This window comes from Curtobacterium sp. MCBD17_040 (assembly GCF_003234805.2).
In the GTDB taxonomy this organism is placed as follows: Bacteria; Actinomycetota; Actinomycetes; order Actinomycetales; family Microbacteriaceae; genus Curtobacterium.
The window spans coordinates 52,488-79,172 of sequence record NZ_CP126274.1; the positions used below are offsets into that span (position 1 = coordinate 52,488).

28 protein-coding genes are annotated in these 26,685 nt (G+C 66.9%); 16 read left to right on the plus strand and 12 right to left on the minus strand.

What is annotated here, in order from left to right:
• Positions 1-20: 20 nt before the first annotated feature.
• The 8 genes from DEI94_RS16170 to DEI94_RS16205 all read left to right on the plus strand — a co-directional run bounded on the left by DEI94_RS16170 (position 21) and on the right by DEI94_RS16205 (position 7,443).
• Positions 21-620 (plus strand): 5' nucleotidase, NT5C type, encoded by a 600-nt coding sequence (locus tag DEI94_RS16170; protein ID WP_111025442.1) that lies wholly within the window; start codon positions 21-23, stop codon positions 618-620.
• A gap of 107 nt (positions 621-727) precedes the next feature.
• Positions 728-1,588, plus strand: coding sequence for a hypothetical protein (locus tag DEI94_RS16175; RefSeq protein ID WP_111025443.1), 861 nt, complete (start codon positions 728-730; stop codon positions 1,586-1,588).
• 78 nt (positions 1,589-1,666) lie between these two features.
• Positions 1,667-2,470, plus strand: a complete 804-nt coding sequence (locus DEI94_RS16180) for a thymidylate synthase (protein WP_111025444.1) — start codon at positions 1,667-1,669, stop codon at positions 2,468-2,470.
• A 189-nt stretch (positions 2,471-2,659) separates the two neighbouring features.
• Positions 2,660-2,899 carry a glutaredoxin-like protein NrdH gene (gene nrdH / locus DEI94_RS16185; RefSeq protein WP_111025445.1) on the plus strand — a complete coding sequence of 80 codons (240 nt, stop codon included), beginning with the start codon at positions 2,660-2,662 and terminating at the stop codon, positions 2,897-2,899.
• Entirely contained in the window at positions 2,899-3,309 is a 411-nt protein-coding gene (nrdI, locus tag DEI94_RS16190; RefSeq protein WP_111025446.1) for a class Ib ribonucleoside-diphosphate reductase assembly flavoprotein NrdI, read from the plus strand. The genes nrdH and nrdI overlap by 1 nt, the downstream gene beginning before the upstream one ends.
• Positions 3,306-5,450, plus strand: coding sequence for a class 1b ribonucleoside-diphosphate reductase subunit alpha (gene nrdE / locus DEI94_RS16195; RefSeq protein WP_258377916.1), 2,145 nt, complete (start codon positions 3,306-3,308; stop codon positions 5,448-5,450). The genes nrdI and nrdE overlap by 4 nt, the downstream gene beginning before the upstream one ends.
• An 80-nt stretch (positions 5,451-5,530) precedes the next feature.
• A complete protein-coding gene (gene nrdF, locus DEI94_RS16200) occupies positions 5,531-6,520 on the plus strand; it encodes a class 1b ribonucleoside-diphosphate reductase subunit beta (RefSeq protein WP_111025447.1) in 990 nt (329 codons plus the stop codon).
• 167 nt (positions 6,521-6,687) lie between these two features.
• Positions 6,688-7,443: a hypothetical protein gene (locus DEI94_RS16205; protein WP_111025448.1), complete on the plus strand. Its 756-nt coding sequence runs from the start codon at positions 6,688-6,690 to the stop codon at positions 7,441-7,443.
• 32 nt (positions 7,444-7,475) lie between these two features.
• Here the strand turns inward: DEI94_RS16205 and DEI94_RS16210 are convergent, their stop codons facing one another.
• The 3 genes from DEI94_RS16210 to DEI94_RS16220 are packed head-to-tail and all read right to left on the minus strand — an operon-like array spanning position 7,476 to position 11,250.
• Positions 7,476-8,168, minus strand: coding sequence for an ABC transporter ATP-binding protein (locus DEI94_RS16210; protein ID WP_111025449.1), 693 nt, complete (start codon positions 8,166-8,168; stop codon positions 7,476-7,478).
• On the minus strand, positions 8,169-10,853 hold the full coding sequence (locus DEI94_RS16215) for a hypothetical protein (protein ID WP_146249390.1): 2,685 nt from the start codon (positions 10,851-10,853) through the stop codon (positions 8,169-8,171). It abuts the gene before it with no gap.
• Between the two features lie 10 nt (positions 10,854-10,863).
• A complete protein-coding gene (locus DEI94_RS16220; protein ID WP_146249391.1) occupies positions 10,864-11,250 on the minus strand; it encodes a hypothetical protein in 387 nt (128 codons plus the stop codon).
• A 205-nt stretch (positions 11,251-11,455) separates the two neighbouring features.
• On the opposite strand from DEI94_RS16220, the gene DEI94_RS16225 reads away from it, so the two are divergent.
• Entirely contained in the window at positions 11,456-12,418 is a 963-nt protein-coding gene (locus DEI94_RS16225; protein WP_111025453.1) for a hypothetical protein, read from the plus strand.
• A 203-nt stretch (positions 12,419-12,621) separates the two neighbouring features.
• A complete protein-coding gene (locus DEI94_RS16230) occupies positions 12,622-13,524 on the plus strand; it encodes a hypothetical protein (RefSeq protein ID WP_146249392.1) in 903 nt (300 codons plus the stop codon).
• 3 nt (positions 13,525-13,527) lie between these two features.
• Here DEI94_RS16230 and DEI94_RS16235 read toward each other — a convergent pair whose 3' ends face one another.
• Positions 13,528-14,283: a DNA adenine methylase gene (locus DEI94_RS16235; protein ID WP_111025455.1), complete on the minus strand. Its 756-nt coding sequence runs from the start codon at positions 14,281-14,283 to the stop codon at positions 13,528-13,530.
• A 168-nt stretch (positions 14,284-14,451) separates the two neighbouring features.
• Between DEI94_RS16235 and DEI94_RS16240 the strand changes: the two genes are divergently transcribed.
• The 5 genes from DEI94_RS16240 (at position 14,452) to DEI94_RS16260 (ending at position 16,579) form a co-directional block, all read left to right on the plus strand.
• Positions 14,452-14,793, plus strand: coding sequence for a hypothetical protein (locus DEI94_RS16240; protein ID WP_111025456.1), 342 nt, complete (start codon positions 14,452-14,454; stop codon positions 14,791-14,793).
• A 26-nt stretch (positions 14,794-14,819) separates the two neighbouring features.
• A complete protein-coding gene (locus DEI94_RS16245; RefSeq protein WP_111025457.1) occupies positions 14,820-15,098 on the plus strand; it encodes a hypothetical protein in 279 nt (92 codons plus the stop codon).
• Entirely contained in the window at positions 15,088-15,441 is a 354-nt protein-coding gene (locus tag DEI94_RS16250) for a hypothetical protein (RefSeq protein ID WP_111025458.1), read from the plus strand. The genes DEI94_RS16245 and DEI94_RS16250 overlap by 11 nt, the downstream gene beginning before the upstream one ends.
• A 54-nt stretch (positions 15,442-15,495) precedes the next feature.
• Positions 15,496-15,657 (plus strand): hypothetical protein, encoded by a 162-nt coding sequence (locus DEI94_RS16255; protein WP_181441685.1) that lies wholly within the window; start codon positions 15,496-15,498, stop codon positions 15,655-15,657.
• A gap of 193 nt (positions 15,658-15,850) precedes the next feature.
• A complete protein-coding gene (locus DEI94_RS16260) occupies positions 15,851-16,579 on the plus strand; it encodes an ArdC-like ssDNA-binding domain-containing protein (protein WP_111025459.1) in 729 nt (242 codons plus the stop codon).
• Positions 16,580-16,721: 142 nt separating this feature from the next.
• Here DEI94_RS16260 and DEI94_RS16265 read toward each other — a convergent pair whose 3' ends face one another.
• Complete coding sequence (locus DEI94_RS16265) at positions 16,722-16,964, minus strand: hypothetical protein (RefSeq protein ID WP_181441686.1); 243 nt, start codon at positions 16,962-16,964, stop codon at positions 16,722-16,724.
• A 19-nt stretch (positions 16,965-16,983) separates the two neighbouring features.
• On the opposite strand from DEI94_RS16265, the gene DEI94_RS16270 reads away from it, so the two are divergent.
• Positions 16,984-17,595, plus strand: a complete 612-nt coding sequence (locus tag DEI94_RS16270) for a glycoside hydrolase family 16 protein (protein ID WP_111025460.1) — start codon at positions 16,984-16,986, stop codon at positions 17,593-17,595.
• A 70-nt stretch (positions 17,596-17,665) separates the two neighbouring features.
• Here the strand turns inward: DEI94_RS16270 and DEI94_RS16275 are convergent, their stop codons facing one another.
• From DEI94_RS16275 to DEI94_RS16305, 7 genes are all read right to left on the minus strand, one after another.
• Positions 17,666-17,935, minus strand: a complete 270-nt coding sequence (locus DEI94_RS16275) for a hypothetical protein (protein ID WP_111025461.1) — start codon at positions 17,933-17,935, stop codon at positions 17,666-17,668.
• Between the two features lie 119 nt (positions 17,936-18,054).
• Positions 18,055-18,453, minus strand: a complete 399-nt coding sequence (locus DEI94_RS16280; RefSeq protein ID WP_111025462.1) for a hypothetical protein — start codon at positions 18,451-18,453, stop codon at positions 18,055-18,057.
• 74 nt (positions 18,454-18,527) lie between these two features.
• The gene (locus tag DEI94_RS16285; protein ID WP_111025463.1) at positions 18,528-20,969 is read right to left on the minus strand and encodes an AAA family ATPase; all 2,442 of its coding nucleotides are present in this window, start codon (positions 20,967-20,969) and stop codon (positions 18,528-18,530) included.
• Between the two features lie 2 nt (positions 20,970-20,971).
• Positions 20,972-22,165: a metallophosphoesterase family protein gene (locus DEI94_RS16290; RefSeq protein ID WP_111025464.1), complete on the minus strand. Its 1,194-nt coding sequence runs from the start codon at positions 22,163-22,165 to the stop codon at positions 20,972-20,974.
• A gap of 53 nt (positions 22,166-22,218) precedes the next feature.
• Positions 22,219-22,941 (minus strand): hypothetical protein, encoded by a 723-nt coding sequence (locus DEI94_RS16295; protein ID WP_111025465.1) that lies wholly within the window; start codon positions 22,939-22,941, stop codon positions 22,219-22,221.
• Positions 22,942-23,038: 97 nt separating this feature from the next.
• On the minus strand, positions 23,039-24,706 hold the full coding sequence (locus tag DEI94_RS16300) for a UvrD-helicase domain-containing protein (RefSeq protein ID WP_111025466.1): 1,668 nt from the start codon (positions 24,704-24,706) through the stop codon (positions 23,039-23,041).
• 76 nt (positions 24,707-24,782) lie between these two features.
• A complete protein-coding gene (locus DEI94_RS16305) occupies positions 24,783-26,675 on the minus strand; it encodes a hypothetical protein (protein WP_111025467.1) in 1,893 nt (630 codons plus the stop codon).
• Between the last annotated feature and the right edge of the window lie 10 nt (positions 26,676-26,685).

A 26,685-nucleotide genomic window follows, 5' to 3' on the forward strand; every position in this document is an offset into this window, starting at 1 on the left:
CGTCCGCGCATAGAGGCGGCATGACCTTCGCAACTCCGACCGTGCTCGTGGACATGGACGACGTGCTCGTGGACTTCGGCGCCGGCCTGTACGAGCGCTTCATCCTCGACAACCCGGGCCACCCCATCAAGACCCCCGCCGAGCGGGAGTCGTTCGACCTGTTCGGCGGTGAGTCCGAGGACCACAAGCAGCGGCTGATGGCGGCGATGAACCACCCCGACCTGTACGGCTCCCTCAAGCCGATCCCCGGGGCGTTCGAGGCGGTCCACGAGATGCTCGACCTCGGAATCGACGTTCGCGTGTGCACCGCACCGTGGGCGACGAACCCGACGTGCGCGTCGCAGAAGCTGACCATGCTCGAGGAGCTCGGCGGCAAGTTCTTCGCCAACCGCGCCATCATCTCGAAAGACAAGACCTTCGTCCGCGGTGACCTCCTCATCGACGACCGGTCCGGTGTCACCGGAGCGCTCACCCCGGAGTGGCAGCAGCTGCTGTTCACCCAGCCGCACAACCGTTTCGACACGGTCCTCCCGCGACTGAACGGGTGGGCGAACTGGCAGGACACGGTCCTGCCGATGCTGAACCGGATCCGGCACCACCGCGCAGCCCTCGCCGCCTGACCGGCTGCCACACCGCAGCTGCCGACCCCGCCACCGCATAGGAGGCGGGGTCGGCGCGTTCCCGGGCTTCCCCGGATTGGACGTCCCCGCGTCCTCCCGGAGGCTTCATGCCCACCCCGCGTATCACTGTCCCGCTGTCGTACCAGGGCGGGAAGCAGCGCCTCGCCGCGCAGGTGGTCGACCTGTGGTGGCCGACCGGGCAGCCGTTCGTCGAACTGTGCTGCGGGTCCGGCGCGGTCAGCATCGAGATGCTGAACCGCGGGTTCGCGCCCGAGGACATCACCATGGTGGACGCCGGACCGTGGGGCCGGTTCTGGCAAAAGGTCGGCGACGGCACGTTCGACACGGACCGGTTCGAGGAACGCCTCGACGACCTGCCGAAGGACCCCGGCCTCATCCAGCAGGCGCTCCTCACCCTCTCCCGTGAACCGGTCGCAGATGACGCAGCGGAGGTGTTCCCCATCCTCCAGGCCGGCACGTTCGGCGCGAAAGCGCTGTGGACCGCGGACGGCAAGTGGAAGAACACCACGTTCCGGTCGTACTGGATGCCGACAGCGACGTCCTCCCGCCGCTCACCGGTGAACCCCATGATGCCGATGCCGGACACGCTGCGCCGACGGGTCCTCGACGTCGTCGCCGCGATGCGGGGCGTCCACGGCGCTTGCGCGGACGCGCAGACAGCGCCGATCCCATCCGACTCCGTCGTCTACATCGACCCGCCGTACGACGGCACCACCGCGTACGGCCACACTCTCGACGCGGCGGCGCTCGCCGGAGACCTCACCCACCGGAACCACATCGTGTTCGTCTCCGAAGGACGGCCCCTCACCGACGACGCCGTCCTCCTGCATGCTGGACGCGCCAAGGGCGGCATCAGCGGCGCCCGGAAGGTCATCGCGAACGAGGAATGGGTGTCCGCGTTCGGCCGCAAGCCCGCTGCTCCCACCGCCGCTGCGGCCGCCGCATAGAGGAACACAGTCGGCACGATTCGGGCGTCAGGAGCCCACCAGAACGCTGCCGGAAGCATCTGCGGGAGCACCACCACCTTGACCAGCACAGCACCGTACGAGGACCTCCTCCGCGACGTCTTCGACCACGGAACCCACAAGTCGGACCGCACCGGAACCGGAACGCGCAGCGTGTTCGGCCGGCAGATCCGGTACGACCTGTCCAAGGGCTTCCCACTCATCACCACGAAGAAGGTGCACTTCAAGGCGGTCGCGCTCGAGCTGCTGTGGTTCCTCCGCGGCGACTCCAACGTCCGCTGGCTGCAGGAACGCGGTGTCCGCATCTGGAACGAGTGGGCGGATGAGAACGGTGAGCTCGGTCCGGTCTACGGCGTGCAGTGGCGTTCCTGGCCGACACCGGACGGCGGTCACATCGACCAGATCCGTCAGGTCGTCGACGACATCAAGGCCAACCCCGACTCCCGCCGCCACATCGTCTCCGCGTGGAACGTCGCCGAGATCAGCAACATGGCGCTGCCGCCCTGCCACGCCCTGTTCCAGTTCTACGTCGCCGACGGGAAGCTCTCCTGCCAGCTGTACCAGCGGTCCGCGGACATGTTCCTCGGTGTGCCGTTCAACATCGCGTCCTACGCGCTGCTGACCCACATGGTCGCCCAGCAGACCGGACTCGAGGTTGGCGACTTCATCTGGACCGGCGGTGACACCCACGTCTACGACAACCACGTCGAGCAGGTCACCACGCAGCTCTCCCGCGAGCCGTACCCGCTGCCGAAGCTCGTCATCAACCGGAAGCCGGAGTCCATCTTCGACTACCAGTTCGAGGACTTCGACATCGTCGACTACCGCCACCACGACCCCATCGCAGCGCCCGTCGCCGTCTGAGGAATCCGCCGCATCCCCTTCAGCACGCCCGCCACTCGGGTCTGACGAAGGGGCCGCGGCCGCCGCTGTCGCCCGCACCGCGGCGTGTCGTGGTTGTCCCGCCCGCACACACCTCCGTTACCACCTCACCACCCCAATGCAGCGCCTTCGGCCCGACCGCCGGTGACGCCCGACCCCAGAAAGAAGACCATGGCCATCACCGTCTACACCAAGCCCTCCTGCGTGCAGTGCACCGCAACCAAGCGCGACCTCGACAACAAGGGCATCGAGTACGACCTCATCGACGTCACCGTCGACGCGGAAGCCCTCGACTTCATCGTCGGCCTCGGCTACAAGCAGGCCCCCGTCGTCGTCACCGACGACGACCACTGGTCCGGGTTCAACCCGAACAAGCTCGCCACGCTGCGAGCACCGCTCGTCGCGGCCTAATGGCCAACCTCGTCTACTTCTCGAACGCCTCAGAGAACACCCACCGCTTCATCCAACGGCTCGGCCTCCCAGCGGACCGCATTCCAGTCCACGCCGGAGCCGAGCCGTTGACCGCCACGGAACCGTACGTCCTCATCGTCCCCACCTACGGGGCCCGCGAGGAACGGAAAGTCCCGTCGCAGGTTGCCCGGTTCCTGAACCAGCGCAGCAACCGCGACCTCCTCCGCGGAGTCATCGCGTCGGGGAACGCCAACTTCGGCACCGAGTTCTGCGCCGCAGGACACCAAATCGCCGAGAAGTGCCGAGTCCCCCTGCTCTACCGGTTCGAAATCGCCGGCACCCCACACGACCACGACCGAGTCCGGGACGGACTCACCACATTCTGGAACCAGGAGACACCGACACCGTGACCATCACCACCACCGAGATCCCCGGCGTGCACACGCAGGACTACCACTCCCTGAACGCCCTGCTGAACCTCTACGGCGCCGACGGGAAGATCCAGTTCGACGCCGACAAGCAGGCCGCCCGGCAGTACTTCCTGCAGCACGTCAACCGGAACACGCAGTACTTCCACTCCCTCGAGGAGCGCATCGACTACCTCATCGAGAACCAGTACTACGACAAGGCCGTCCTGGACCAGTACGACTTCGCGTTCATCAAGGACCTCACCAAGCAGGCGTACGCCGCGAAGTTCCGCTTCCAGTCGTTCCTCGGAGCGTTCAAGTACTACACGTCGTACACGCTGAAGTCGTTCGACGGGAAGACCTACCTCGAACGGTTCGAGGACCGCATCGTCATGACGGCGATCGCCCTCGCCGCCGGCGACGAGAAACTCGCCCGCAACCTCGTCGACGAGATGATCTCCGGCCGCTTCCAGCCGGCAACCCCCACGTTCCTCAACGCCGGCAAGGCGCAGCGAGGCGAGCTCGTCTCCTGCTTCCTCCTCCGCGTCGAGGACAACATGGAGTCCATCAGCCGCGGCATCAACTCCGCCCTGCAGCTGTCCAAGCGCGGCGGCGGGGTCGCCCTGAACCTGTCGAACCTCCGCGAGTCCGGCGCCCCCATCAAGCACATCGAGAACCAGTCCAGCGGCATCATCCCCGTGATGAAGCTCCTCGAGGACTCCTTCTCCTACGCCAACCAGCTCGGAGCACGTCAGGGCGCCGGCGCGGTGTACCTCTCCGCCCACCACCCCGACATCATGCGGTTCCTCGACACCAAGCGTGAGAACGCCGACGAGAAGATCCGCATCAAGACCCTCTCCCTCGGCGTCGTCGTCCCCGACATCACGTTCAAGCTCGCCGCGAAGAACGAGGACATGTACCTGTTCTCCCCGTACGACGTCGAGCGCGTCTACGGCATCCCGTTCGGCGACATCTCCATCTCCGAGAAGTACCACGAGATGGTCGACGACCCCCGCATCAAGAAGACGAAGATCAGCGCCCGCGTGTTCTTCCAGACCATCGCCGAGCTGCAGTTCGAATCCGGCTACCCGTACATCGTGTTCGAGGACACGGTGAACAAGGCCAACCCCATCAAGGGGCGCATCAACATGTCGAACCTCTGCTCCGAGATCCTGCAGGTCAACACCCCGTCCACGTTCGCCGACAACCTCAACTACGACACCGTCGGCAAGGACATCTCCTGCAACCTCGGGTCGCTGAACATCGCCCTCACCATGGACGGAGGGAACCTCGGCAAGACCGTCGAAACCGCCATCCGCGGTCTCACCGCCGTCTCCCGGCAGTCGCACATCTCCGCAGTGCCGTCCATCGAGAACGGCAACGACCAGTCCCACGCCATCGGCCTCGGGCAGATGAACCTCGCCGGCTACCTCGGCCGCGAGCACATCCACTACGGCTCCGAGGAAGGCATCGACTTCACGAACATCTACTTCTACTCGGTCCTGTTCCACGCCCTCACCGCGTCGAACAAGATCGCGAAGGAGCAGGGGGAGTCGTTCGTCGGATTCGAGGACTCCAAGTACGCGTCGGGGGAGTTCTTCGACAAGTACATCGACCAGGAGTGGAAGCCAGCGACGCAGAAGGTCACCCACCTGTTCGCCAACGCCGGCATCGACATCCCCACGCAGGAGGACTGGAAGAAGCTCAAGCGCGCCATCCAGAAGCACGGCCTCTACAACCAGAACCTCCAGGCCGTCCCACCGACCGGGTCCATCTCCTACATCAACAACTCGACGTCCTCCATCCACCCCATCGCGTCGAAGATCGAGATCCGCAAGGAAGGCAAGCTCGGCCGGGTCTACTTCGCCGCCCCGCACCTCACCGACGACAACCAGGAGTTCTTCCAGGACGCGTACGAGGTCGGCCCGGAGAAGATCATCGACACGTACGCCGCAGCCACCCAGCACGTGGACCAGGGCCTGTCCCTGACCCTGTTCTTCAAGGACACCGCCACGACCCGCGACGTCAACAAGGCGCAGATCTACGCGTTCCGGAAGGGCATCAAGTCCATCTACTACATCCGCATCCGGCAGACCGCCCTCGAAGGCACCGAAGCGGAAGGCTGCGTCAGCTGCCAGCTCTGACCACCCCAGGTCACCAAGGGGCGCCTGCATAGAGCAGGCGCCCCTTCCTCACCCCCAGACTCCTTCACGAAAGCAGCACGATGACCACCGAGCAGAAGAACCTGCTGGCCCGCCCCATCAACTGGAACAAGCTCGACGACGACTACGACCTCAAGCTCTGGAACAAGCTCGTCGAGCAGTTCTGGACCCCGGAGAAGGTGCCGCTGTCCAACGACGTCCAGTCGTGGGCGACCCTCACCCCAGAGGAGCAGCAGCTCACCATGCGGGTGTTCACCGGCCTCACCCTCCTCGACACCATCCAAGGCACCGTCGGCGCCGTGTCCATGATCCCGGACGCCCTCACCCAGCACGAGGAGGCAGTCCTGACGAACATCGCGTTCATGGAATCCATCCACGCCCGCTCGTACTCGTCGGTGTTCTCCACCCTCTGCTCCACGAAGGAGGTCGACGAAGCGTTCCGCTGGTCCGAGGAGAACCCGTACCTGCAGAAGAAGGCCGCCATCGTCCTCGCGCGGTACCACGGCGACGACCCGCTGAAGAAGAAGATCGCCTCGACCCTGCTCGAGTCGTTCCTGTTCTACTCCGGCTTCTACCTGCCGTTCCACTGGTCCTCGCGCGCGAAGCTGACCAACACCGCCGACCTCGTCCGCCTCATCGTCCGCGACGAATCCGTCCACGGCGTCGCCATCGGCTACTGGTTCCAGCGCGCCCTCAAGAACGAGACGCCCGAGCGTCAGGAGGAGCTGAAGGACTACGCGTACACGCTTCTCATGGACCTCTACGACAACGAGGTCAAGTACGCCGCCGACCTCTACGACGGAGTCGGCTGGACCGAGGACGTCAAGAAGTTCATGCACTACAACGCCAACAAGGCGTTGATGAACCTCGGCTACGACCCGCTGTTCCCGGACGACATCTGCGACTTCGACCCCGCGATCCGCTCCGCCCTCGACCCGACGGGCGGGGAGAACCACGACTTCTTCTCCGGCTCCGGATCGTCGTATGTCATCGGAAAGGCCGAGGCCACCGAGGACAGCGACTGGGACTTCGACTTCGACGACGAGGATTGAAGTTCTCGAACTGCTGATGAAACGCCTGCGGCTCCTGAGCCGCAGGCGTTTCTTCGGTCCGGAAGCGAGGGCCCCAGACTAGCAGGCAACGCTCAGGTGGAAAACCCAATTTCTGCACGTGGAGGTCAGTCGAGGGCCCATGATTGCCGCGACGAAAGGATGTTCCGATGACGATGATCAGTGAACCTCGAATGGGTGGCCTGACCTTTGAGAGGATGCTATACAAGCCATGGGTCCTGGCGCTACCGCTGTTTCGTCGGCGCGCGGAAGCGCGGCTGGGTGGAACAGTCGCGAAGTGGCTTGAAGCGGACGTCACTCGACTGCTGTCGATGCTCGACGGCGCAGCGCAGGAGGCAGTGATCCGGGTGTTCTGCGATGCAGCCGGTGTGGCTTACCGTCCGGAGCTTCGGCTTATCGAAGGCTCCGATTTTCGTCGAGCGTCGAACGTCGGACAGTCGGAGCGGCGGAATATCGACCTTGTCGTCATTGACGACGTAGGTGAGCCCGTCATCGCGATCGAGGCGAAGTTCTACGCACCTTGCAACGGGCGCATCGGCTACTGCTGGAACCCCGAGCATGCTTACTCGAACCAGGTCGTCTGCTACGTGAGGGGCTGCACGCACCCGCGCCTGGTCGCCGAGGCGAACGGAACAGGCGTCAAGTTCCTCTGGCTGTCCCTCGATGACCAGGTAGGGGCACCCCTCACCCGTGTTCGCGGTGCTATCACCGAGCGAGACGCGGTCCGGTACCCAGACAAGACGAATATGTTCGAGAAGGCGCTCGAGAATCAGCGTGGCGCGATGCCGCTGTGGCGGACCGTGTCGTGGCGCTCCCTGTACGAAGCGCTGAAGGCCGCTCTGCCGGCGGAGCACGCGGACGCGCTCATTGCATTGCTGACCCCGGTGGCGTCGTCCCACTCCTAGGTGGAGGGCGAGTGCCGCCGGTACGGTCTTGGTCAGACGTTGGCGGTGGCGGTGGCGGTGTCGAGGGAGAGCACGTCGTCGGATGCGTCCATGACGGCGGTGTCGTGACTTGCGACGAGGACGAGTCCGCCGGCTTTGACGAACTCGCGGAGCGCGCCGATGACTTCGTCTGCCCAGAACCTGTCCAAGCTGGCTGTTGGTTCGTCTGCGATGAGGATTCCGGGGGACTTCACCATCGCTCTGGCCAATGCCACTCGTTGCCGTTCTCCTCCGGATAGAGCTGCGGGGAGGTGGGTCATCCGATCGGCGAGGCCGAACAGGGTCAGGAGCTGCTGTGCGTGCTGTTCGTACTCGCGGACGGCTTTCCTGCCGTCGGGGAGGATTGGGATGAGGACGTTCTCGAGAGCGGTGAGGTCCTCGACGAGCAGGGATCCCTGGTCGAGGTAGCCGACGGTGGTTCGTCGGCGCGTTGCGAGGGTGTCGCTGTCGAGTTCGCCGAGTGGCTCCCCGTCCCAGGCCACATCACCGCTGGTGGGGGTGCGGAGTCCGGCAGCGACGCGGAGAATGCTGGTCTTTCCTGAACCGCTCCGCCCGGCGACGCAGAGCATGGACCCTCCGCGTGCTTCAACAGACAGGTTGTGAACGACATCGACGGTGGCGGAGCGGGCTTGGTCCAGGAATGAAATCTGGATCGAGCGCAGCGTCAATGTGTGCTGGTGTCGCATCTACGTTTCCTTCCGAGCAGCTGCGGTGAGAAGGGCGGTGGCGAGTGCTGCTGCGGCGATCGCGCCTATCGCTGCAGTGAGGTGCATGTGCAGTGCGGTGGTTCCGGCCAGCACCAGGATGGTCCCCGCGCAGCTGGCGGTGACCGCGATGGTCAGTACTTCCCATTGCCGGATCCGGGCTCGCTGACCTGCGGTGAATCCGGACGCTCTGAGCACCGACTGTTCGGCTTGCCGTCGAACCTGCTCGCTTCGCCGGCCGAGCAGACACAGCAGCAGCGATCCGACGGCTGCGGCCGCGATGAGGAGCATCAGCGGCGCTGCTCCGGCTTTGAAGACGACGTCCGCAAGTCGGGTTGCGCCTGCTGCGGACCGGGTTTCCGCTAGCGATTCAATGCCGGTAGCGGTGGCGAGGATGAACAGGAACACGCCGATGGCTTGCGCGGCGGTACTGCCCGGCGTCGCGGACAGGTGACGGAACGCGAGGTCTCGTTCACTCGCTGGTTGACGTCGACGCCTGGTTCGAGGGTGCGGCTGCGCGGACGCAATCGAGCGTTGCGCTCCGAGGACCGCGGCGGCGAACGACGCGAGGACGAGCGCGCCGGACAGTGCCCATGCGATGAGGCCGAGGGTGTGCGCGGCGATGATGAGGCTTCCAGCGGCCGCCACCGCGACCACAGCTGGGCCCGGGAGGTAGCTGACGAAGATTCGCCGGCGGATGGTTGCGTTCGTCCAGCCGACGGTGCGCAGAATGGCGGCTTCTGCGCGACGCCTCCGAGCGGTGAGCAGCTGGGTGATGACGAGGGCGAAAGCGACCGCTACCGCGGCGACGACGGACAACGCGGCTGTGGATGCGGTGAACGCGTTGGAGACGGTCACACTTGCGCCGAGGGTTGTCCACTCCTCGTTCACACGGCCGAGGTCGTGCGCGGCAGATGCGTCGACGAAGTACTTCGGCACGTACACACTGACCGGCTGCAGGGATGACCCAGCCACGACGGTGGATGTAAGCCCGAGTTTTGCTATCTGCTGTGCTACGCCGGCGATGCGGTCTCGCGACGCTTCGGAGTAGCCGTGAACTCCTGCGACGCGGATACGAACAGCGTCGATGGGGGTGCTGCCCCGGAGCGTGGCGCCGCCTTGCAGGTCAGTGAACGCCCCCGGCGAGCTGTTCAGAAACGACAGGTTCGACAGGCTCTGTTCGACTGGCGAGTCCGCGGTCACTGGAGCGCCGGCGGCCGGGGAAGCGACGGTCGGCTCTTCACCGCCACCGATACCCGAGGGAACGTAGGAAGCGTCCTTGGTTCCGGTGTCAGCAGCTTCTGATGACGTGAAGGTTCCGATGGGGGCGGGAAGGGCCGCACCGAAGCCGGTGCCTCCGGGCGTGGATGTAGACCGGTAGGCGCGAGTCTTGCCAGCAGTGGGATCTGCTCCGCTGGTGGCCGCGAATCCGCCACCCAGGGCTGCTCCGTCTGGGCCGGTAACACCCTTAGGCAGCACGGTGAATGACGGAACCTTGTCACCTGTGGACTTGTTGACGGAATAGTCGGGTCGGCCGATCAGCGTGGGCGTCAAGGACGTGGCTTGCGAGTAGAACACCCCTCCGGACTCGCCCGCAGGCTTCTTGGTGCCTGGCCACTGCAGCGACAATGACGGGCTGGCGAAGGGACGGGTGACTCCAGAGGCGTCGGAGGAGACAGCTCCAACCGGCTGCCAGGTTGCGGTACTCGCAGCAGCTTGGACCTGGGAGCCCTCGGTGGGTAGCGCGCCGGTCAGTGGTGCTTTCTCGATGCTGACGCGGACGGAGAGATTTGCCCGGGTTGATCTGTTCACGACGAGCGGCACGACGGTGTCGTTCTGCTCCTCCGGGTCGCTTGCGACAGCTGCCAGGTTGCTCTCCTGGACAAGGAATTTGCGCTTGTCAACCTGGGAGGCCCAGCCCGCTGCGTCGGTTTTCGCGCTCCGCGACGCGGACGCGTCCTGCAATGGCGAGAGGTAGTTGGCGCGACCTTTCCAGAGCTTTGTTTCCGCGGCCGGGTCGATCGCGATGACGGAAGCGGGGAACGCGGGAAGCTCGCCGAGTGGCACCTGGAAGGAGTAATCGTCTGTCTGAGCGCCGAAGCCGGAGGGGTACGACATGGACGTGTCAGTGCCGCTCGTGATCAGCGCGGTCGCAGAGCCTTCGCGTGGCTGTAGGGCGACGACACCGTTGGTTCGGGACAGGACTTGCGTCGCACCACGGTCGTTGCGGCTGAGGGTGGTTGTAAGGCGGAGGAGTTCGGGGCTGCTGGTCAGCACTGAGGCTTTCGTCTCGGGGTTGTCCGGGATGTACAGCGACGGGGTCAGCGACAGGTCGCGGAGAGTACCCACCATTCCGATCGGCGCCGCGACCTCGACGTTCGCGATACCGCGGATGGTGTGCAGCTGCGTCAAGCTGATGCCACCCGTGCCAGCGTCGGATACGAAGTTCGAATCGACGAGGCCAGCTGTCTTGCTGCCGCCGAAGTCCTGACCTGGCGCAGTCACGAGGATGTCGTACGCGCCACGCCAATTCGCGTTGAGGCTTCCCGCTATATGCACGTTCGCCTGAGCGGCGAGAGCATTCACCGCGATGAGAGTGAAAGCCACCGCGAAGGTGGCGACCACATCGGTACGTGATCGCCACCAGCGGCGGAGCGGGTTGCTCACAGCGGGGACCTCAGCAGGCCTTGCCCTTGGTCCACGTCGTCGTCTCACTCGCGGAAGCGCCCCCGTGGGTCGCGTCGGTGACGCTGAGGGTGTGCGTTGCCACCAGGCCGGTGCAGGTCGCCACTCCCACCGTCCGACCGAGGCTCGAGGTGCTCGTCGAACTACTGACGAAGTCCGAACAGCCCGTGACGTGACAGTGGAACGTCACGGAGTACGGCGCCTTGTCGCCCCACGCGGCGCCGATCGCGCGAGACTGACCGGAAGCGAGCGTGGCGTTCCCGGGAGCCATGGACGCGGTCGCAGCCATTGCGGGTGACGCGGCGAAGAGCCCGATCGTGAGCGCTGCGGACACCGCGCCAGCCACGGCCAGCGGGCGCCGAAAATTCTTACGGATCATGTTTCCCCCTTGCTGAAATGTCGTCGAATTTGACGAATTGCGTGGAGTCTGCTGCGCGTTCGTCCGCGTGTCAAGCATGTTCCTGGTCGGGCGCTTGGATCCCGGGGGAATTGGCCCGTTCGGCCCATCGGCACCAGCCGGCGCAGTACCTCCTGCTCGCTTTCGCCGCATAGGAACTGGTGCCGTTCTGAAAGGTGCCTTGCGCATGTTCCTTCGCCGATTCGCTCGCCTCCGTTCCGACGAAGCAGCCACGGACCCGATTCTCGTCATCGCGGCGATCGCGGTCTCCTTGATCCTCCTCGTCGGTGGAAGCTTCGCCGTCGCCGGCATGATCAGCAACGGCAGAAACCTCAATGCGAAAGGTGACTTGAGTAGAGTCGCCACGGCGGAAGCCGCCGCTCAGACGAATGCCGGCACGTATCTGGCGTGGTCCGTAACCGCTAGTGGCTCCATCTCTGGTGACACCGACCCGAGTAGTGGCGTCACCCTCGACAAGGAGAGCATCGGCTTCACCCCAACCCCTGGGGACACCATCAAGGTGAACGTGGACAGCAAAGGCTGGGTTGCCGGCGTGCTCTCCACCACCGGCACCACATTCTGGGCGTCAAACCAGACGTCGACAATCTTCACCAACACAATCCCCGCGTCCGCATACGACGCCGGGCTGACACCCCCGACCCTCGGCCCGCCGTACAACGCTGTCGGCGACTGCCAGCCGACCAGCGACTCCAGCGCCGGCGCAGTCTTCGCGGGAAACGACGGCTTTACCAGCCGGAATGCGACCGCGACCGGCGCATCCACCCTTACCTACACTCTGCAGGGCACCGGCCAGTCATTCTGCGTCTGGGCGAAGGACTACGGCCTCAACCTCGGCGGCGACACGTTCACTATGAATCCCAGCGGCACGAACATGCTCGACTGCTCGCTCACCGACCCGCCCTACGACGCAACGCCGACCATTGGCAATGCGACCGTCACCCTTCAAGCCAACAGCGGCACGAGCATCAGCGCGCAGCGGACCATGACTGTTGCCCTCACCTTCAGCAACCTGCAGGGCTACACCACCGCCCAGCTCGCAAGCTACGCGAACAGCAACGGGCTGCAGCTCGTGATCGCGAGGTCTGGCGAGCCAAACGGTGTGAACTACACGTGGCACCCCGCCTCGTAGCTCGCGGGACCGCGCGCGTCGAGCCGGCCATTGCGGGGCCGACGGGAACGGCTCGCTGACAAGCCCGAGTGACGCGCTCGCAGGTCGATGCGGGCTGCGATCGCGTAGCTGCCGTCGTCCAGTTCTGAGCGGGCTGGTTGGGTTGGCTCACCCCGGACGACGGGACGTCTCCCTGCCGGTGGCGCGCCTGGTGATGACGGAGGATGCTTCAGCGTCCGCTGCCGCTGGGAGTCGCGCGCGGGCCGGTAGTCTCCGACGTACCGCCGGAGGCTGTGCCGGGAGGGGGAATCGGGGGAGTGAAGGTGGGGGAAGCATCAACCGTTGAGGAGCTGGTGGCGGAGGGGCTCGTCAGTGAGCACTGGGTCCCTGGCCCCGCGACGACCTGGCGGAGGCGAGCGGGACTTCACCTGGCCGGTAAGCCCGGGCCGTGGCACGAGGCCGACGTCACCCGGTTCCTGGGCGTGAGTCATGGCGAGCTCGAGCGCGCTGTGATTGCTTTCCTTTGTTCGGTCGCGGGCGTCGAGCCGAAGCGGACGATGCAAGTGATGACGGGCACGAAGTTCCGTTCGTTGAGCAGGCAGGGACCGGAGTCCATCCGAGACCGACGGATGATCGACCTCGTCGTTACGGAGCGACCGGACTTAGAGGGGTCGGCGGGGACGCCACGCATCGCGGTTGAGGCGAAGTTCGACGCCGAGGTGAACGGTGGCCAGCGGTACTGCTCGAACCCGTCGCACATCCCCCGCTCTGGGATCCCGGGGGAGGCAGAACCGGGGACATATGCAAGCCAGTTGGTCTGCTACCCGAAGGGCTGCACTCACGATCTGCTGTGCGCGGGCAACTCTGTGGCGTTCATCTGGCTCGGTCCGACTGCCGCGAGCAACGTCCTTGACGTCGCCGACACCTACACGGCCGACGTGAACCCGCGACGGTGGAACCTCAACGGGTACATCGCTGACTGCGCGGAGTGGGCCCCGCACTGGCGTGTCGCGACATGGAACGATCTCAATGCAGCAGTGCGGGAGCATCTCGCTGACAAAGGCGAACCAGTGCTTTTGGCTGTCGCCCGCGCCCTGACCAGGGAAAGCGCGCGCCGCGACCGCTGACCGTCACCGCCCGCTGGTCCCCTTCGGGATGACGGAGAGTGCTTCGCTGTCGCCGGGGCGCGCGCCGTTGACTCGCATCTTCCTGGTGGCCGATACCTCGTAGCCGTGCTTCTCGATGTTCGCCTGCCGGTCGAACAGCAGCACGTCGAACTTCGCGACGAGCTCGTGCACGCGGTTCCAGTACGCGTCGTAGTTGAAGCCGTTGCCGTTGTACGCGGCTTGGGACCCTTCGTAGGGCGGGTCGAGGACGACGATGACGTGCTCGCCGAGCGCGGCGATGTCCCGGTCGGTGATGTCCAGGTACGACTGGCAGCGGACTTCCGGTGCGAGTTCCTGCCACCGTTCGAGGGCGCGCAGGTAGGCGGGTCGGACGTGGAACTCGTTGACCTTGTTCTTCACCGGGTCCGGTCCGCCCTTCGCGGGCACGTTGTACCCGTTCTTGGAGTAGCGGAACACTCCGGAGTACGACAGGGACTGCAGCGCGTAGGCGTACCGCCACCACTGCGGGTCGGAGCGCAGCCGGTAGTAGTCGTCGCGGGTGAACGTCTCCGGTACCTCCTGCTCGTCGAAGCGGCCGAGGATGCGGGCGACGACGGGGTCGAGGTCCACCAGCAGCGCCGTGGAGGCGAGGTTGGCGGAGAGGATGGCGGAGCCGGCGAACAGCTCAGCGAACGGGCGACCCTTGAGGGTCTGCAGAGTTGGCAGCCAGTGCCGCTTGCTTCCCACGTAGCTCGGCAGGAAACGGACGTCGTCGGTCATGCCGGTCCTATGCGGACCAGCCCAGGTCAGCGGGGCCGATCACCGCGCCGGCGGCGCTCGAGCATCTTGGTCAGCGGTCCGCAACGACGCGCCCACATCCCGGGTGGTCCTGTTTCGCCGCATGGGCATTGGTGACCACCGCCACCGAATCCCGAACCGGAGACACCGATGTCCGATAGCGCCGCAGAGACCGTGTCGTCCCCGCTCGATGTGCTGCCGGCACGGGATGTGTTCGTCGCGGAGGTGTTCGGCGCCCTCCCGCAGGACCCTGACGGCGCGGCGGCGACGGTGTCCGCGGAGCTGCAACGCAAGCACGCCCTGTCGGCACTTGCCGTGAGTTGGACGGCGCATGGGCATGCGTTCGACTCCGCCGAGACGCCTGAGAGTCAGCAGGAGCGGGAACGCCGGTTTGGGTGGTGCACCCGATGCGGGTACGTCATCCACAAGGGCGGGCAGCTGACCGCACGAGCCACCACCGAATGCTCCCCGGCCCGCATAGGTCTCCGGTAGCTGCCCCCACCCCAGGAGACCACTCCATGACCATTCAGCAGGTGACCGTCGAAATCACCGCCGCCGACGTTCGCGACGTCCTCGGATTCGAGACTGGCGTGTACATCCCACGCCCCCAGTCGGACCGGATCCTCCGCGGCCTCCTCGCGTCATGGCAGGCGGAGGACGAAGCGCACGCGAACCGCATCCTCGCCGCCATCAGCCCCGGCCTCGCGCACTGCATCCTGGAGATGCGGAAGCCTGGCGGCCTGTCCTACCTCCGCGGGCTGCTGGAACGGCTGGAGGACGACGGCGATGACGACTGACATCCAGCCCGGGCAGCCGGTGATGCAGCTCCGCCTGCCCCTGTCACTGCGGGCGTTCGGGTTCCTCACCGACTTCGTCGAACGGGTCTACGGGACCGGGGAGACGACGATGTCCGCCGTCGGCGACCAGATCACCATCTCCGCACCCGCGGACGGTTTCGGGCAGCCCGTCAGGGACCCACTCCCACCGCTGCCGCACGACGCCGACGAGGACATCAACGTCACCGAGATGCTCGCCGCCGGCGAGCACATGAAGTGGACCATCGAATCCGTCGGACAGGCGCTGGCGATGTTCGTCGAATCGCAGGCGCAGTTCCTCGACCTGCTCCACGCGGTCAACTAGATCGACACCGACGTCATCCTCCGCGGAGACCCGGACCAGAGCGTCCACGTCGTCGTGCAACGCGCCGGCCGCCCCATCCCGCACGAGCTCCGAGAAGCCGCGGAAGCCCGCGAGCAGCAGCTCCGCGACGCCATCACCGCTGCAGTCGCCGAACTCGAAGCCGGTGACGGACACGCGGCGCAGGGTGTGCTGACGGCCGCGCTCACCGACGAGTAACACCAGGTGTAACTGCGCAGCGAGGCCGATCAGAGGCGAGGCGGGGCGACGTCCACGCCCTCCCGCCGCATACATGCTGGGCATGACGCTCGCTCCACCCCGTCCGCTTGCTCGACCGCAGCCTCGTCAGCGCAGCGGGGAGCCAAATCCGGGCCGGTGGAAGGAGAAGCCGCTGCCGGATGCGGAGCTGCAGTTGAACGCGGACAGCGTGTTCCGCCGCCGGTATCCGACGGTCGAGGAGAAGGTCGCGGCGTTCGTTGGCGCGCTCGAGGAGTCCCTGCCGGAGTTGTGCACGGAGAACGGCTGGGATGACTTCGTTGAGGGTGTGGCGTCGATGCCGCGGTACTCGGCGAACAACGTGCGCCTGATTCGGTTGCAGATGCCGGCGGCGACGGAGGTCGCCACGTTCAAGGAGTGGCGGGAGCGTGGCCGGGCGCCGAAGGACGATGCAGTCGGTATCGCCATCTTGCAGCAGGCGAAGGTGAAGGTGCCGCTGACTGAGGCCGATGGAACCCCGCTGCTGGACGCGAAGGGTCAGCAGCTATTCGACGAACGCGCGACCGGCGACACGAAGGTCGGCACGGTGTTCGACATCAGCCAGACGGTCGGGCCGCGCAGCTCACCGCCGGCTGTCCCGGACGCGCAGGCGTTCCGGTCGGCGTTCTCGGCGTACACGGACGTGTCAGACCCGGAAGCGGCGGTCGAGGACGTCGCTCGGATGCGTCTCGATGTCCTCGGCGGCGACGACACGAACATCGAAGCGGAGGCGCATGCGGTCGCTGTTGTCCTGGCGCGCCGGTGGGGTCTGACGGAGCCGATGCCACCGCGGTGGGTTGACCGTTCCCCAGCAGCTGTCCGCGCGTCGTCGGTGCGGGTGTCCCGCGTGGTGACGCGTCTGCTCGGCACACCCCTGTTCCCCTAACCGCCATCCATCACAACGAGGAGAGCCTCATCAGGAGACGCATCATCGGAGCGGCCACCGTCGCCGTTCTCGCCACACTGGCCGCTGGCGCCGCGTACCAGCCTGCGAACGCGGTCACCACGCATCAGCAGAGCACTGCCGCTCAGTCGAGGGCGGCTGCGGCAGCGAAGGCCGCCGCAGCGGCGAAGGCGGCCGCGGCAGCGAAAGCAGCGGCCGCAGCGCGAACCGCCGCGGCGCAGAAGGCTGCAGCCGCCCAGGCAGCGGCCGCGTCCGCTGCGACCGCGGCGAAGTCGGCAGCTGCTGTCGCGGCGTCGACACTGCCGAAGGGTGACCTGGTCTCCAACGGCCGCACGTGGAAGCAGACGTACGCCGAGGACTTCAACACGCCTGCGCCGCTCGGCTCGGTGCTGTCGAAGTACCCGTCCCTCGCCGCCTACGACGGTTCCAAAGACACCAGCAAGCAGGGGCTGTACGCCCCGAACAAGGTCCTCAGCGTCTCCGGCGGCAACCTCGACTTCTGGCTGCACTCCGAGAACGGGCAGCCGCAGGTCGCCGCGGTGATGCCCGACGACTACGCCAAGCACACCACCGGACGGGTGTCCATCCGGTACAAGACGACGAACACCCGCGGGTACAAGTTCGTCGGGATGCTGTGGCCGTCGGACGACAACTGGAACGAGGGAGAGATCGACTGGCCGGAGGGCGACCTCGGGCAGAAGGTGCGACCGGAGTCCGCCATCCCCGACAGCTACTCGAACGGGACGATGAAGTTCGAACCGGAGCAGCAGATGTTCACCCCGACCGACACCACCGGATACCACGTGGCGACCACCGAGTGGGACAAGGGACTCGTCCGGTTCTACTGGGACGGTCAGCTCATCGCTTCCACGACGAAGGCGGTGCCGACGACACCGTTCCGGGTCACCTTGCAGGCGGAGACATTCATCGGGGAGGGGACGGTGCCGGCGGCCGCGAGCGGCCACGTCGATATTGACTGGATCTCCATCTGGAACTGACCGGCCACCGAAACGCCTTGAGCCCCGCCATCTTCGGAAGGCGGGGCTCAGGCCGTGTGGCAGCGTGACGTTACGCGGCGTCGCGGTCCGCCCACGCTGCGGCGAGGAACTCCAGGTTCCGGACCACGTCGAGGACGGTGTGGAACCGGTCGCTGTACGTCAGGACACCGAAGTCGGTGTCCGCGTCCGGGAACGTGACCGTCCGCGACCGGCCCTCGCAGACGACGCGGAGCTCCAGCCCGCGGTACACGACGGTGAGGTCCGCGGCCGGGGTGACCTCGTTCAGCGCGGTGAGCAGTTCGATGCGCTTGCTGATGGTGGGGGCGGTAAGGGCGGGCATGGCGGGGTCCTTTCGTTCCGGAAGGTGTTCGCCCGCCTCTATGCCGGCCGTTTTTCGACGGTGGAACGACGAACGCCCCGACTGGGACCGGGGCGTTCGAGCAGCAGCAGCAGCAGCAGTCAGCCGCGGCCCTGCAGTTCGCGGAGCAGCGCGTTTGCGTGGGCCCGCTCACGCAGCCACGTTTCGACGGCCGCTTCGGCGACGATGGCCGGGTCGAGGCCCTCCACGCTGTCCGGGTCGAACCCGTACGCGCTGTGCCCGGCGAGGATGTCGCCGAGGAGCGCGGTGCTGGCGTTGCCGTGCTTGCTGAACCACAGCTGCGCTGCGGTGAGGGTCGCTCGTTCCTCCACCACGCTGTCGTTGGTGGTTGCCAGCGCGACCTGCAGGGCTCGCACCTCCGGGCGGTACACGTCGGCGACGGCGGTGACGACAGCGGTGAGGGCGGCGTCGTCCAGGTGTGGTGCGGCGAGCTTCGCGGCGGCGAGTGCGTCGTCGAACGACGGGTCGGTGTTGGTCACGGGTAGTTCCTTCGTGGGTGGTGTGCTGCCGTCGCCGCTGCCATGCGCACGGCCGACGGATGATGCTGGACGGGTCAGACGAGCCGTGCGACGGCGGTTCCGCCGACGAGTTCGACCTCCACACGGTTCGGGAACGCGTCCCGGACCGCGGGGATGTGGGTCAGGGTGAGGACGTTCATCGTCTCCGACAAGCGGAACAGGGCGTCCACGGTGGACACGATGCCCTGCTCGTCGAGGGTTCCCCACCCTTCGTCGAGGATGAACGTCTCCACCGGCGAGCCGGTGCCGCGAGCGATGAGGTCGGCGAGGCCGGCGCGGATGGCGAGGTCGGTGCGGAACTTCTGCCCGGCGGACAGGTTCTCGTACTCGAGGGTGCCCTGCGACGTCTCCACGTACACGGTGACCTTGTTGTCGTTGGTGTTCTTCGCGCCGTCCTTCGACGCGGCCAGACGCACCTGCAGCTGCCCGCGGGAGAGCCGCTCGAGGGAGGCGTTGATGGCGTCGTTGAGCTGACCCATCATCCCGGCGAGGACCATCGCGGGGATGCCGGTGGGGCTGTACGCCTTCACCAGCGTCCGGTACGTCTCCAGCTCCCGCTCGGTGCTGCTGCGCTCCTTGCTGAGCAGGTTCAGGCGGGCGTCGAGTTCACGAAGCTGGTTCGCCGCCTCCACGCGGATGGTCCGCTCGGCGAGCAGGTCGTTGATGCGGGCGCGGATAACCGTGCGGCGGCCGTCGAGGGCGGCACGGGCGGCCTGCACCTGCTCCACCTCAGCGGCGACGGCCTGCTTCGCGGTGGTGAGCGTCTGCTCGAGGTCGAGCTCCTGCTCCGGCACCGTCTGCATCGCCTGGACCTGCGCCTCAGCGGCCTGACGCTGCTCGCTGATGCGGGCGGTCTCCCGCTGGTACCCCTTCACGAGGTCCTGGACCTCCGCGTCCCGGGTGTCGTGCAGCGCCGACTTCTCCTGCCCCGCTTCCGTGTCGAGGTCGAGGAGGGTGCTGTCCGCGTCGCGGAGGGCCTTCTGCCGCTCCACCTTCGCGGCGATGACCGTCTCGAGACGGCTCTGCTCGCGGGCTGCGGCGTCGGCGTCCCGGTCAGCCTGCTCCGCCTGCGTGAGGAGGGTCTCCCGCTGCGCGGCGGCGGCGTTCGCAGCCTGCCCTGCTTCCGCGCCGGCGGGCTTGACCTCCGCCTTCCGCTCGTCGATGCGGGTGAGGTCCGCGCGGGTCAGGTCGATGAGAGCCTGCGCGTCCTTCGCCGACAGATGCTGGTGGCAGGTGAAGCACTGCGCGTGCTCACCGTTGACGCTGGTCTCCAGCGTCTTGATCCGTTCGACGGCCTCCTCGCCCTGCGCCTTGAGGGTCTGCCACTCAACGAGGAGGGTCGCCCGACGCTGCGAGTGGTCGTTGATGACGGCGGTGAGCTGCTCCGCCTCCGCACGGCGAGCGGCCGCAGCCGCGCGAGAAGCAGCGACCTGTTCCCGGACGGACGGGAGGGTCGCCTCCGCGTCGGCGATCTGCGACAGGACGGCAGCGGCGGACTGCTTCTGCCGCTCCGCAGCGATCCGGGACGCCGACGAACGGTCATCGACGGCGGTGAGCGCCTGCGTGAGGCGCGCGTCCGTCTGGGCGAGCGCCTGCTGGTGACGCTGCTCCGCTTCCTGGCCGGCGCGGACGGCACGGGCGACTTCCCGCTGCGCTTCCTCGAGGGCGCTGAGCCGCTTCGACCGGACGACGTCGAGAGCGGCCTGCGCCTCGCGGACGCGTCGCTCCGGGTCGCCGCTGTTCAGGTCGGCGACTTCCGTGTTCACCTGGTCGAGCCGGTTGTTCTCGGCGACGAGGGCCGCTTCCAGGTCCTCGTTGGAGAGCCGGTCGGCGTCGGCGTCGGCGTCGGTGCTGGCGGTGCGGCTGCTGCGGGTGAGTTCGAGTTCGGCGATACGGCCGGTGACGGCGTCGATGCGGCGGCTAACCTCGTCGGCCTTCTCCGCGGCCTTCTTCCGCTTCTCCTCGTACACGCCAAGGCCGAACACGCCGGAGAGGAGCTTGAAGCGGTCCTTCGGGTCGGAGGCGGAGAACTTCCCGTACTCACCCTGCTGGGCGATCCACGTCATCGTCGCCGTGTCGTAGTCCATGCCGATGATCTTCACCAGCTCGGCGGTGACCTCACGGTTGCCCTTGTTCACCAGGGGACGCCAGCCGCTCTTGGATGTGTCGTCCTGCACCTCGATGGTGCCCTGGCCGACGCCGGAGCGGGGGAACACCCGCCCGATGCGATACACGGTGTCGTTCATGTCGAACTCGACGGACACGTGGCCGCTGGACAGACCGTGGGTGACGGAACCGCCCTGCGTCTTCGTGGGGAACTTCTGGAAGAACGCCGCGACGATGGCGTGGACGAGGATGGCGGACTTGCCGACACCGTTCTCACCGACACCGACGATGAGGGGCACACCGCCGAGGTCCAGGTGCTGACGCTCCCGGTACGCCCAAAGACCTTCGAGCTCAACGCTTCGGATGCGCATGGTCAGTTCTCCAGCTTCTCGGCCGCAGCCACGAGGGTGTCGATGTTGGTGTCGGGGGTGTTCTTCTCCGCCCAGGTGCGCAGCGCGGTGACCGGGTCCACCTGGCGGGGGAGGATGACCTGCTCCGAGTCCGTGCGCGGCTTCGTGCGGGTCTTCGTCTCCTGCAGGTGCGCGCCGGTCTGCTGGATGCGCTTGCGGAACTCGGCCGGCATCACCGTGTCGCCGGGGGCGAGGACCGCCTGGACGAGGGTGTCCGGTTCGAGGGCGGCGATGGCGGTGTCGAACTGGTCGTCGGCGAAGTCGATGCGGGTCATCTTCCGCGCCGGGGTGAGCAGCCGCTTCACCGTCGGGGTCATCCCGTTGAGGGTGACGAGGTTCCCGCCCTTGTCGTCGTTCATGTCCGTGAACGTCAGCCGGTTCGGGGACCCGGCGTAGTAGTAGCGGTCACCGAAGTGCTGCGGGGTGTGGATGTGGCCGAGCGCGCCGTACTGGAACGGCAGGTCGTTGAGCGCTGCGATGGGGAGCACCGGTTCGGCGAACAGGTGCGCGAGGTCCATCTCGGACCCGCGGCGGTGCCCGTCCGCGACCGCGTCGATGCGCATGTGGTCGACGGTGACGTGACCGGTCATGATGAGCGGCTGCGTGAGGTCGGCCTGCGCGGCGAACTGCTCGAGCATCACGATGCCGTAGTCGGAGACGGCGCGGTCCCCGTCCGCGGGCGACAGGTCACTCTTGCCGAGCTGGGCGAGCACCTGGTTCTTCGACAGCCACGGCAGGGCGGCGACCTGCAGGCCGTCGGGGGTGACGATGAGTTCCGGCTTCGACGCGATGAACACCGTTGCGCCCTTCGCGCGCAGCATCTGCGCGACGACGTGGATGACGGTGCGATGGTCGATGGGCACACCGTTGCGGGTGTGGTTCCCGTCGATGATGACGATGCTGATGCCGGCGTCGGCCAGCGGGGTCAGCGCCTCCACGAGCAGCAGCACCGCTTCCTGCTGCGGCCGGCCGGTGTCCAGGGAGTCTCCGGCGGAGATGAACGTGGTCGCACCGCTGCTGATGGCCTGCTCGACGAGGTACCGCAGCACGGTGAAGTTGGACTCCCACAGCGTGTTCAGCCCGGTCATCGGGTTCAGCCGGCCGTGCTTGGTTGCGTCGAGGTGCTCGTCGCCGGTGTGCAGGAACGTTGCGGTCATAGCTTCTCTATGCGCGGAGGATCCCCGTCGTCGGTCGTCGACGTCGGCGAATCTCAGACGGCAGTGTCTGCGGTGTACCGGAGGCCGGGGCGACGGTTCGGCTGTGCGCCGTCAGGCCAGAACTGCCGCCACCGGATGCCGTCGACGCGGAACCCGTCCGCTTCCAGCAGATCCACCATCCCGGGGATGTGTCCCGCGCCCCAGAGGAGGGCGACGTCACGGTCGGCGGCGAGTGCCTGATCGATGGCGTACCGGTTCCGGTCGTCGATGAGCCCGAGGCCGCTGTCCCCGTCCTGGATCTGGTGCACGCGGAAGATGCCCCGGCGAAGCAGGAGGGCCGCGAGCGGCGCTGTGATGACGGTCGCCAGCGTCCGCCGAAGGAGCCGCGAGGTGGGCGCAGCGGCGAGCGCACGACCAGTGGAGACGTCGTGGGTCTCCCACGACAGCCGGTACGTCAGCCCTCGCCGTTGCCGCTGCCAGCCGCAGACCAGGCGCAGCCATCCGGTGACGGACCGGAGCGCGGCGAAGATCAGCACGTCCCGGATGACGTCGGACACCGGTCGGCCGTGCTGGTTGTCTCCGACGCCCTCGCAGTGGATGGCTGCGCCTCCGGCTTCCGGCGTGTCCAGCTGCGCTTGCGTGAGCGCCCAGAACTGCGGAGGGGCGACGTGCATCACCGCGACGAGCGTGACGGTGCGTCCGTCCGAGCGGCGCAGCGTCGTCGTCGCGAACGCATCGTCGCGGCCGATGGCGGTGAACGGGCGAGAGGAAGTCACGGTGTCTCTATGCGCGGCGTCCGTGGCCTCAGGGGGCGGTGCGCGAACGACGACGACGCCTCCACCCGGGAAGGTGAAGGCGTCGCGTGGTTCCGGTTCAGGAGGCGCGGCGGCCGCTCCAGGAGCCGCGGCTTCCGCCGGCGTTCCCGCCGCGGTTCCACCCGCCGCCGGAGGACTTCACGCCCTTCATCCGGCCGACGGCGTCCGGGTCGCTGACGCTGTCCTTCCGCCGCTGCATCTCGATGTACCGGTGCTTCTGCGCGTTCTGCGCCCACGTCGCTGCGTGCTCGGGTCGCCGCAACGCCTGCCGGTACCCGCGCGCCCAGTCAAGGCCGGCGGGGTCGAGGTGCCGCTGTGCGCGGGTGACGGCGACGTAGGCGAGCATCATCGCCTCGGGAGTCATCTGCTCGAGCTCCCCGCTGTCGTCCACGCCGGGGATGGGGAAGTCCTCCGCGATGCGGACGTGCTTCCACTCAAGCCCCTTCGCCACGTGCACGGTGCTGATGGTGCTGCGCGCCTCCACCGCCGGCACGCACGCGTCGATCGCGGCGACGATCTTGTCGGCGCCGTAGTCATCGACGAGGCGAACCAGCGGAGCGAGATCGGCGCCGTCGTCCTCCGTGGCGTACTCCTGCACCGCCTCCCACGAGTCGAACGCGTCGAGCTCCGGGTGGGACGTGTACCCACGCTCCTGCAGCTGCATCGCAGCGTTGGCGAGTTCCCGCATCTGCTTCGCACGCGCCTCACTGGCGATGCCGACGGTGATCTTCGACCCGTCACGGTCCGTGCGCTGATGCGCGTCGATGACCTCGGCGATGGCGCCGGCGTTCGTGCGGCACAGCACCCCGTTGGCGACCCGCACGTACGACGCGTGAACGGAGGAGTCCTTCTCCGACCCCCGGATGCGCAGGTCCGCGTCGAGGAGGTCCAGCCACACATTCGCTTCCTCCGCGATGGCGTGACCGAACCGGAACGACTGCGTCAGCTGGAACGTCTCACCGCCGAACGCGTCCATGGAGTCGGTGGCGCCACGCCAGCCGTAGATGGCCTGCGACCGGTCACCGACGGCCACGAGCTGCGTGTTCACCTGCCGGTGCAGCACATCCACCAGCAGCGGGTCGGAGTCCTGCGCCTCGTCGAGGAGGATGAAGTCGTACGGCAGCGTCGGCTGCGACAGCTGCCACAGCTTGAGGTAGTAGTCGTGCTTGAACGGCAGCGCGCCATCCGGGTTCAGCACGTCGTACCAGTACTTCTGCGCGTACCGGAACACCGTCTGCGCGAGCTCAGCGTTCTGCACCTCGTTCAGGGTCAGCAGCGGCGGCACCATCGACGCGTCGATGCTCTCCGCAGCGGTGCGGCAGAACTTCTCGAGCGTCTCCCGAACCAGCCGCATCACGACATGCTTCCGGACCCGCTCCTCCCCGACACGGATGTCCAACCGCAGCCCGAGCGCCTCCTGCTGGTCCCGCTGCGGCATCCGCGACTTCTGCTGCAGCTTGTGACGCAGTTCGTCCGGCATCGACGCGTACGCCAGCGAGTGCGCGGTACGCGGACGCACAGCAGTGCCCTGGAACTTCCGCGCCGCTTCCTCCTGCACGCTCTTGTTGAACGCGATGTACAGGCCCTGCCGGTCCCCAGCAGCGTCAGCGATGTACCGCAGGGTGGACGTCTTCCCGGTGCCAGCGCCAGCAGCGATGGTCAGGTTCTTGCCGGTCAGGAAGCCGTCGACGGCAGCCTGCTGCTCAGCCGTAGGTGCGAACGACATGGTGTTGGTCCTCGTCTTGTGTCGGAACGGTCACCACCTCTATGCGCGGAACAACTCGGATGCAGGATCCGACTGGTCACGGCAGCGGCAACACCGTGTGCTTCGCGCCGACGTGGACCCGCAATCCGTCCGGTGTCGGAACGACCGCGGACGGCTTCTTCGGCAGAAGGTAGGCCGCAACAGCGCCGGAGCTGGTGTCAACGATGCTTACCGTGGTGCCCTCCGTGCGAGCCACCCACCCGTCTCCAGCGACGGCTTCACCAAGCACGTCAGCGATTTCGTATGTCGGATCTGGCCGCAGCGCAGCGGTAGAGGCCGCCGCTGTCATTCCGTTGCCGTTGCCGCTGCCGGTGACGATGACCTCCCCGGCGACGCGGACCACGGCGGTGCGTGTCACACTGGTCCGGGACGTCCCGTCATCGACGAGGACCCGGAGCGCGTCGCCGGTGTCCCACAACCGCGCGGCGTCACCGTCCACGGTGAGGTCAACATTCAGGCCGTACTTCGTGGAGACGGTGAGGAGTCGGTCAGCGGTGAACCGCACCTCCATGATGGCGTCTGGAGTCACCTCACCGAGATGTTCATGCAGCACCCGTGCGGGGCTGGTCCCGGCGAGCGCGGCCCTACGGTCGGTCAAGCCTTCCGACTCGAGGTAGGAAACTGCCTCCCGAGCAGTGAGGTCGTTCCGGAGACCGAGATGGGAGGCAACTACTCGGACCGTCGACGGTGTCTGACCCGCCGCCCACGACCCGGACGGATACACCTTTCCCGGCACCCGGCGACCCCATAGAACGCGCCCGCTCTCGTCGCCAACCCACACCGTGTCTCGCACGACGACAGCAAACCGGTCGGTCCGCACGTCGTAGTCGGCGCGAACCGTCCACGGGTCCAGGTCAGCGGGCAGGTTCGGCATCCGCTGTCGCAATCCCACGTCGACGATGAGCTCTCCGCCCTCGCGGTACACCCGAAGGTGCAGGTCATCGTCCACGATGCACACCCAGTCCCGGTCCAGCCCCGACACCGTCGAGCGCAGCGGAGCTGGCAACGTCAGGGGCCGCAGCGGATTCCCATTCCGGTCGATCAGTGACGCCGTCCACTGCCGACGGCGCTCCGACGCCGATTGCTTGTAAGTCAGCAACCACGCCATGTGCTGCGTGGTGAGTGCCCGTGCCTGCCCCAGCGGACGCAACGGCGCCGGAGTGGCCGCGAACGCAGCCGCGGGAACCAGCTCCGGCACCCGCGCCAACGTCAGCGGATCCTCCCGGGATGAGGCGTATGTGTCTCCACCAAGCACCCGTGGCAGCGTGTTCAGGTCAACGAGCTGCGGCTCCGGAACGCTCGGTGAAGCACTTTCCACCGGTTGCTGCTCCATTGGCGGAGCGCTCGCCGGAGGACGGCCATGTAGCGACAGCGTCGCCCCGTCCTCGAACAGCTCACCTGCCTTGACCAGCCATTGCACAGCTCTGACGAACGCCCTGCCATCCAAACCTGCCTGTGCTTGGACCTCTTTTCGGGCGCTCACGCCGGCAGCGACAGCAGTCAGCACAGCCCTCATTGCCGCCCGCAGGTCCAGCATCTTTGAATACGCCGACACCTGCGGGCTGTTCTCAGCGGACGAGATCCGCCGGAGTAGGGCGTCCACTTGCTCGTTCGGGTACAGCGCTGCCGCTGCGAGACCGCGCGAACTCAACGCCTCCGGCACCATCGCGATACCGCTGCCGCCTGACGTCGAGTACGGCGGCAGCGCCAACTCGAGCGAGGGCATAAGGAGCTGTGCCGCGTCCGCGTACCGTCGCTCGGCCAACGCGGTCACCAATGGCATCTCCACCTTTGCGAACAACGCGAAGGTGCTCGGCTCGTCTCCCCAGTCCAGCAACCGCGCCCCCTTCGACCCATTGGTCACGATAGCGGGAGCCGCCATCGCCGCATCTGCCAGCAGTGACCACTCGACCGTTTCGAGCCGCCGCACACATTCGGGA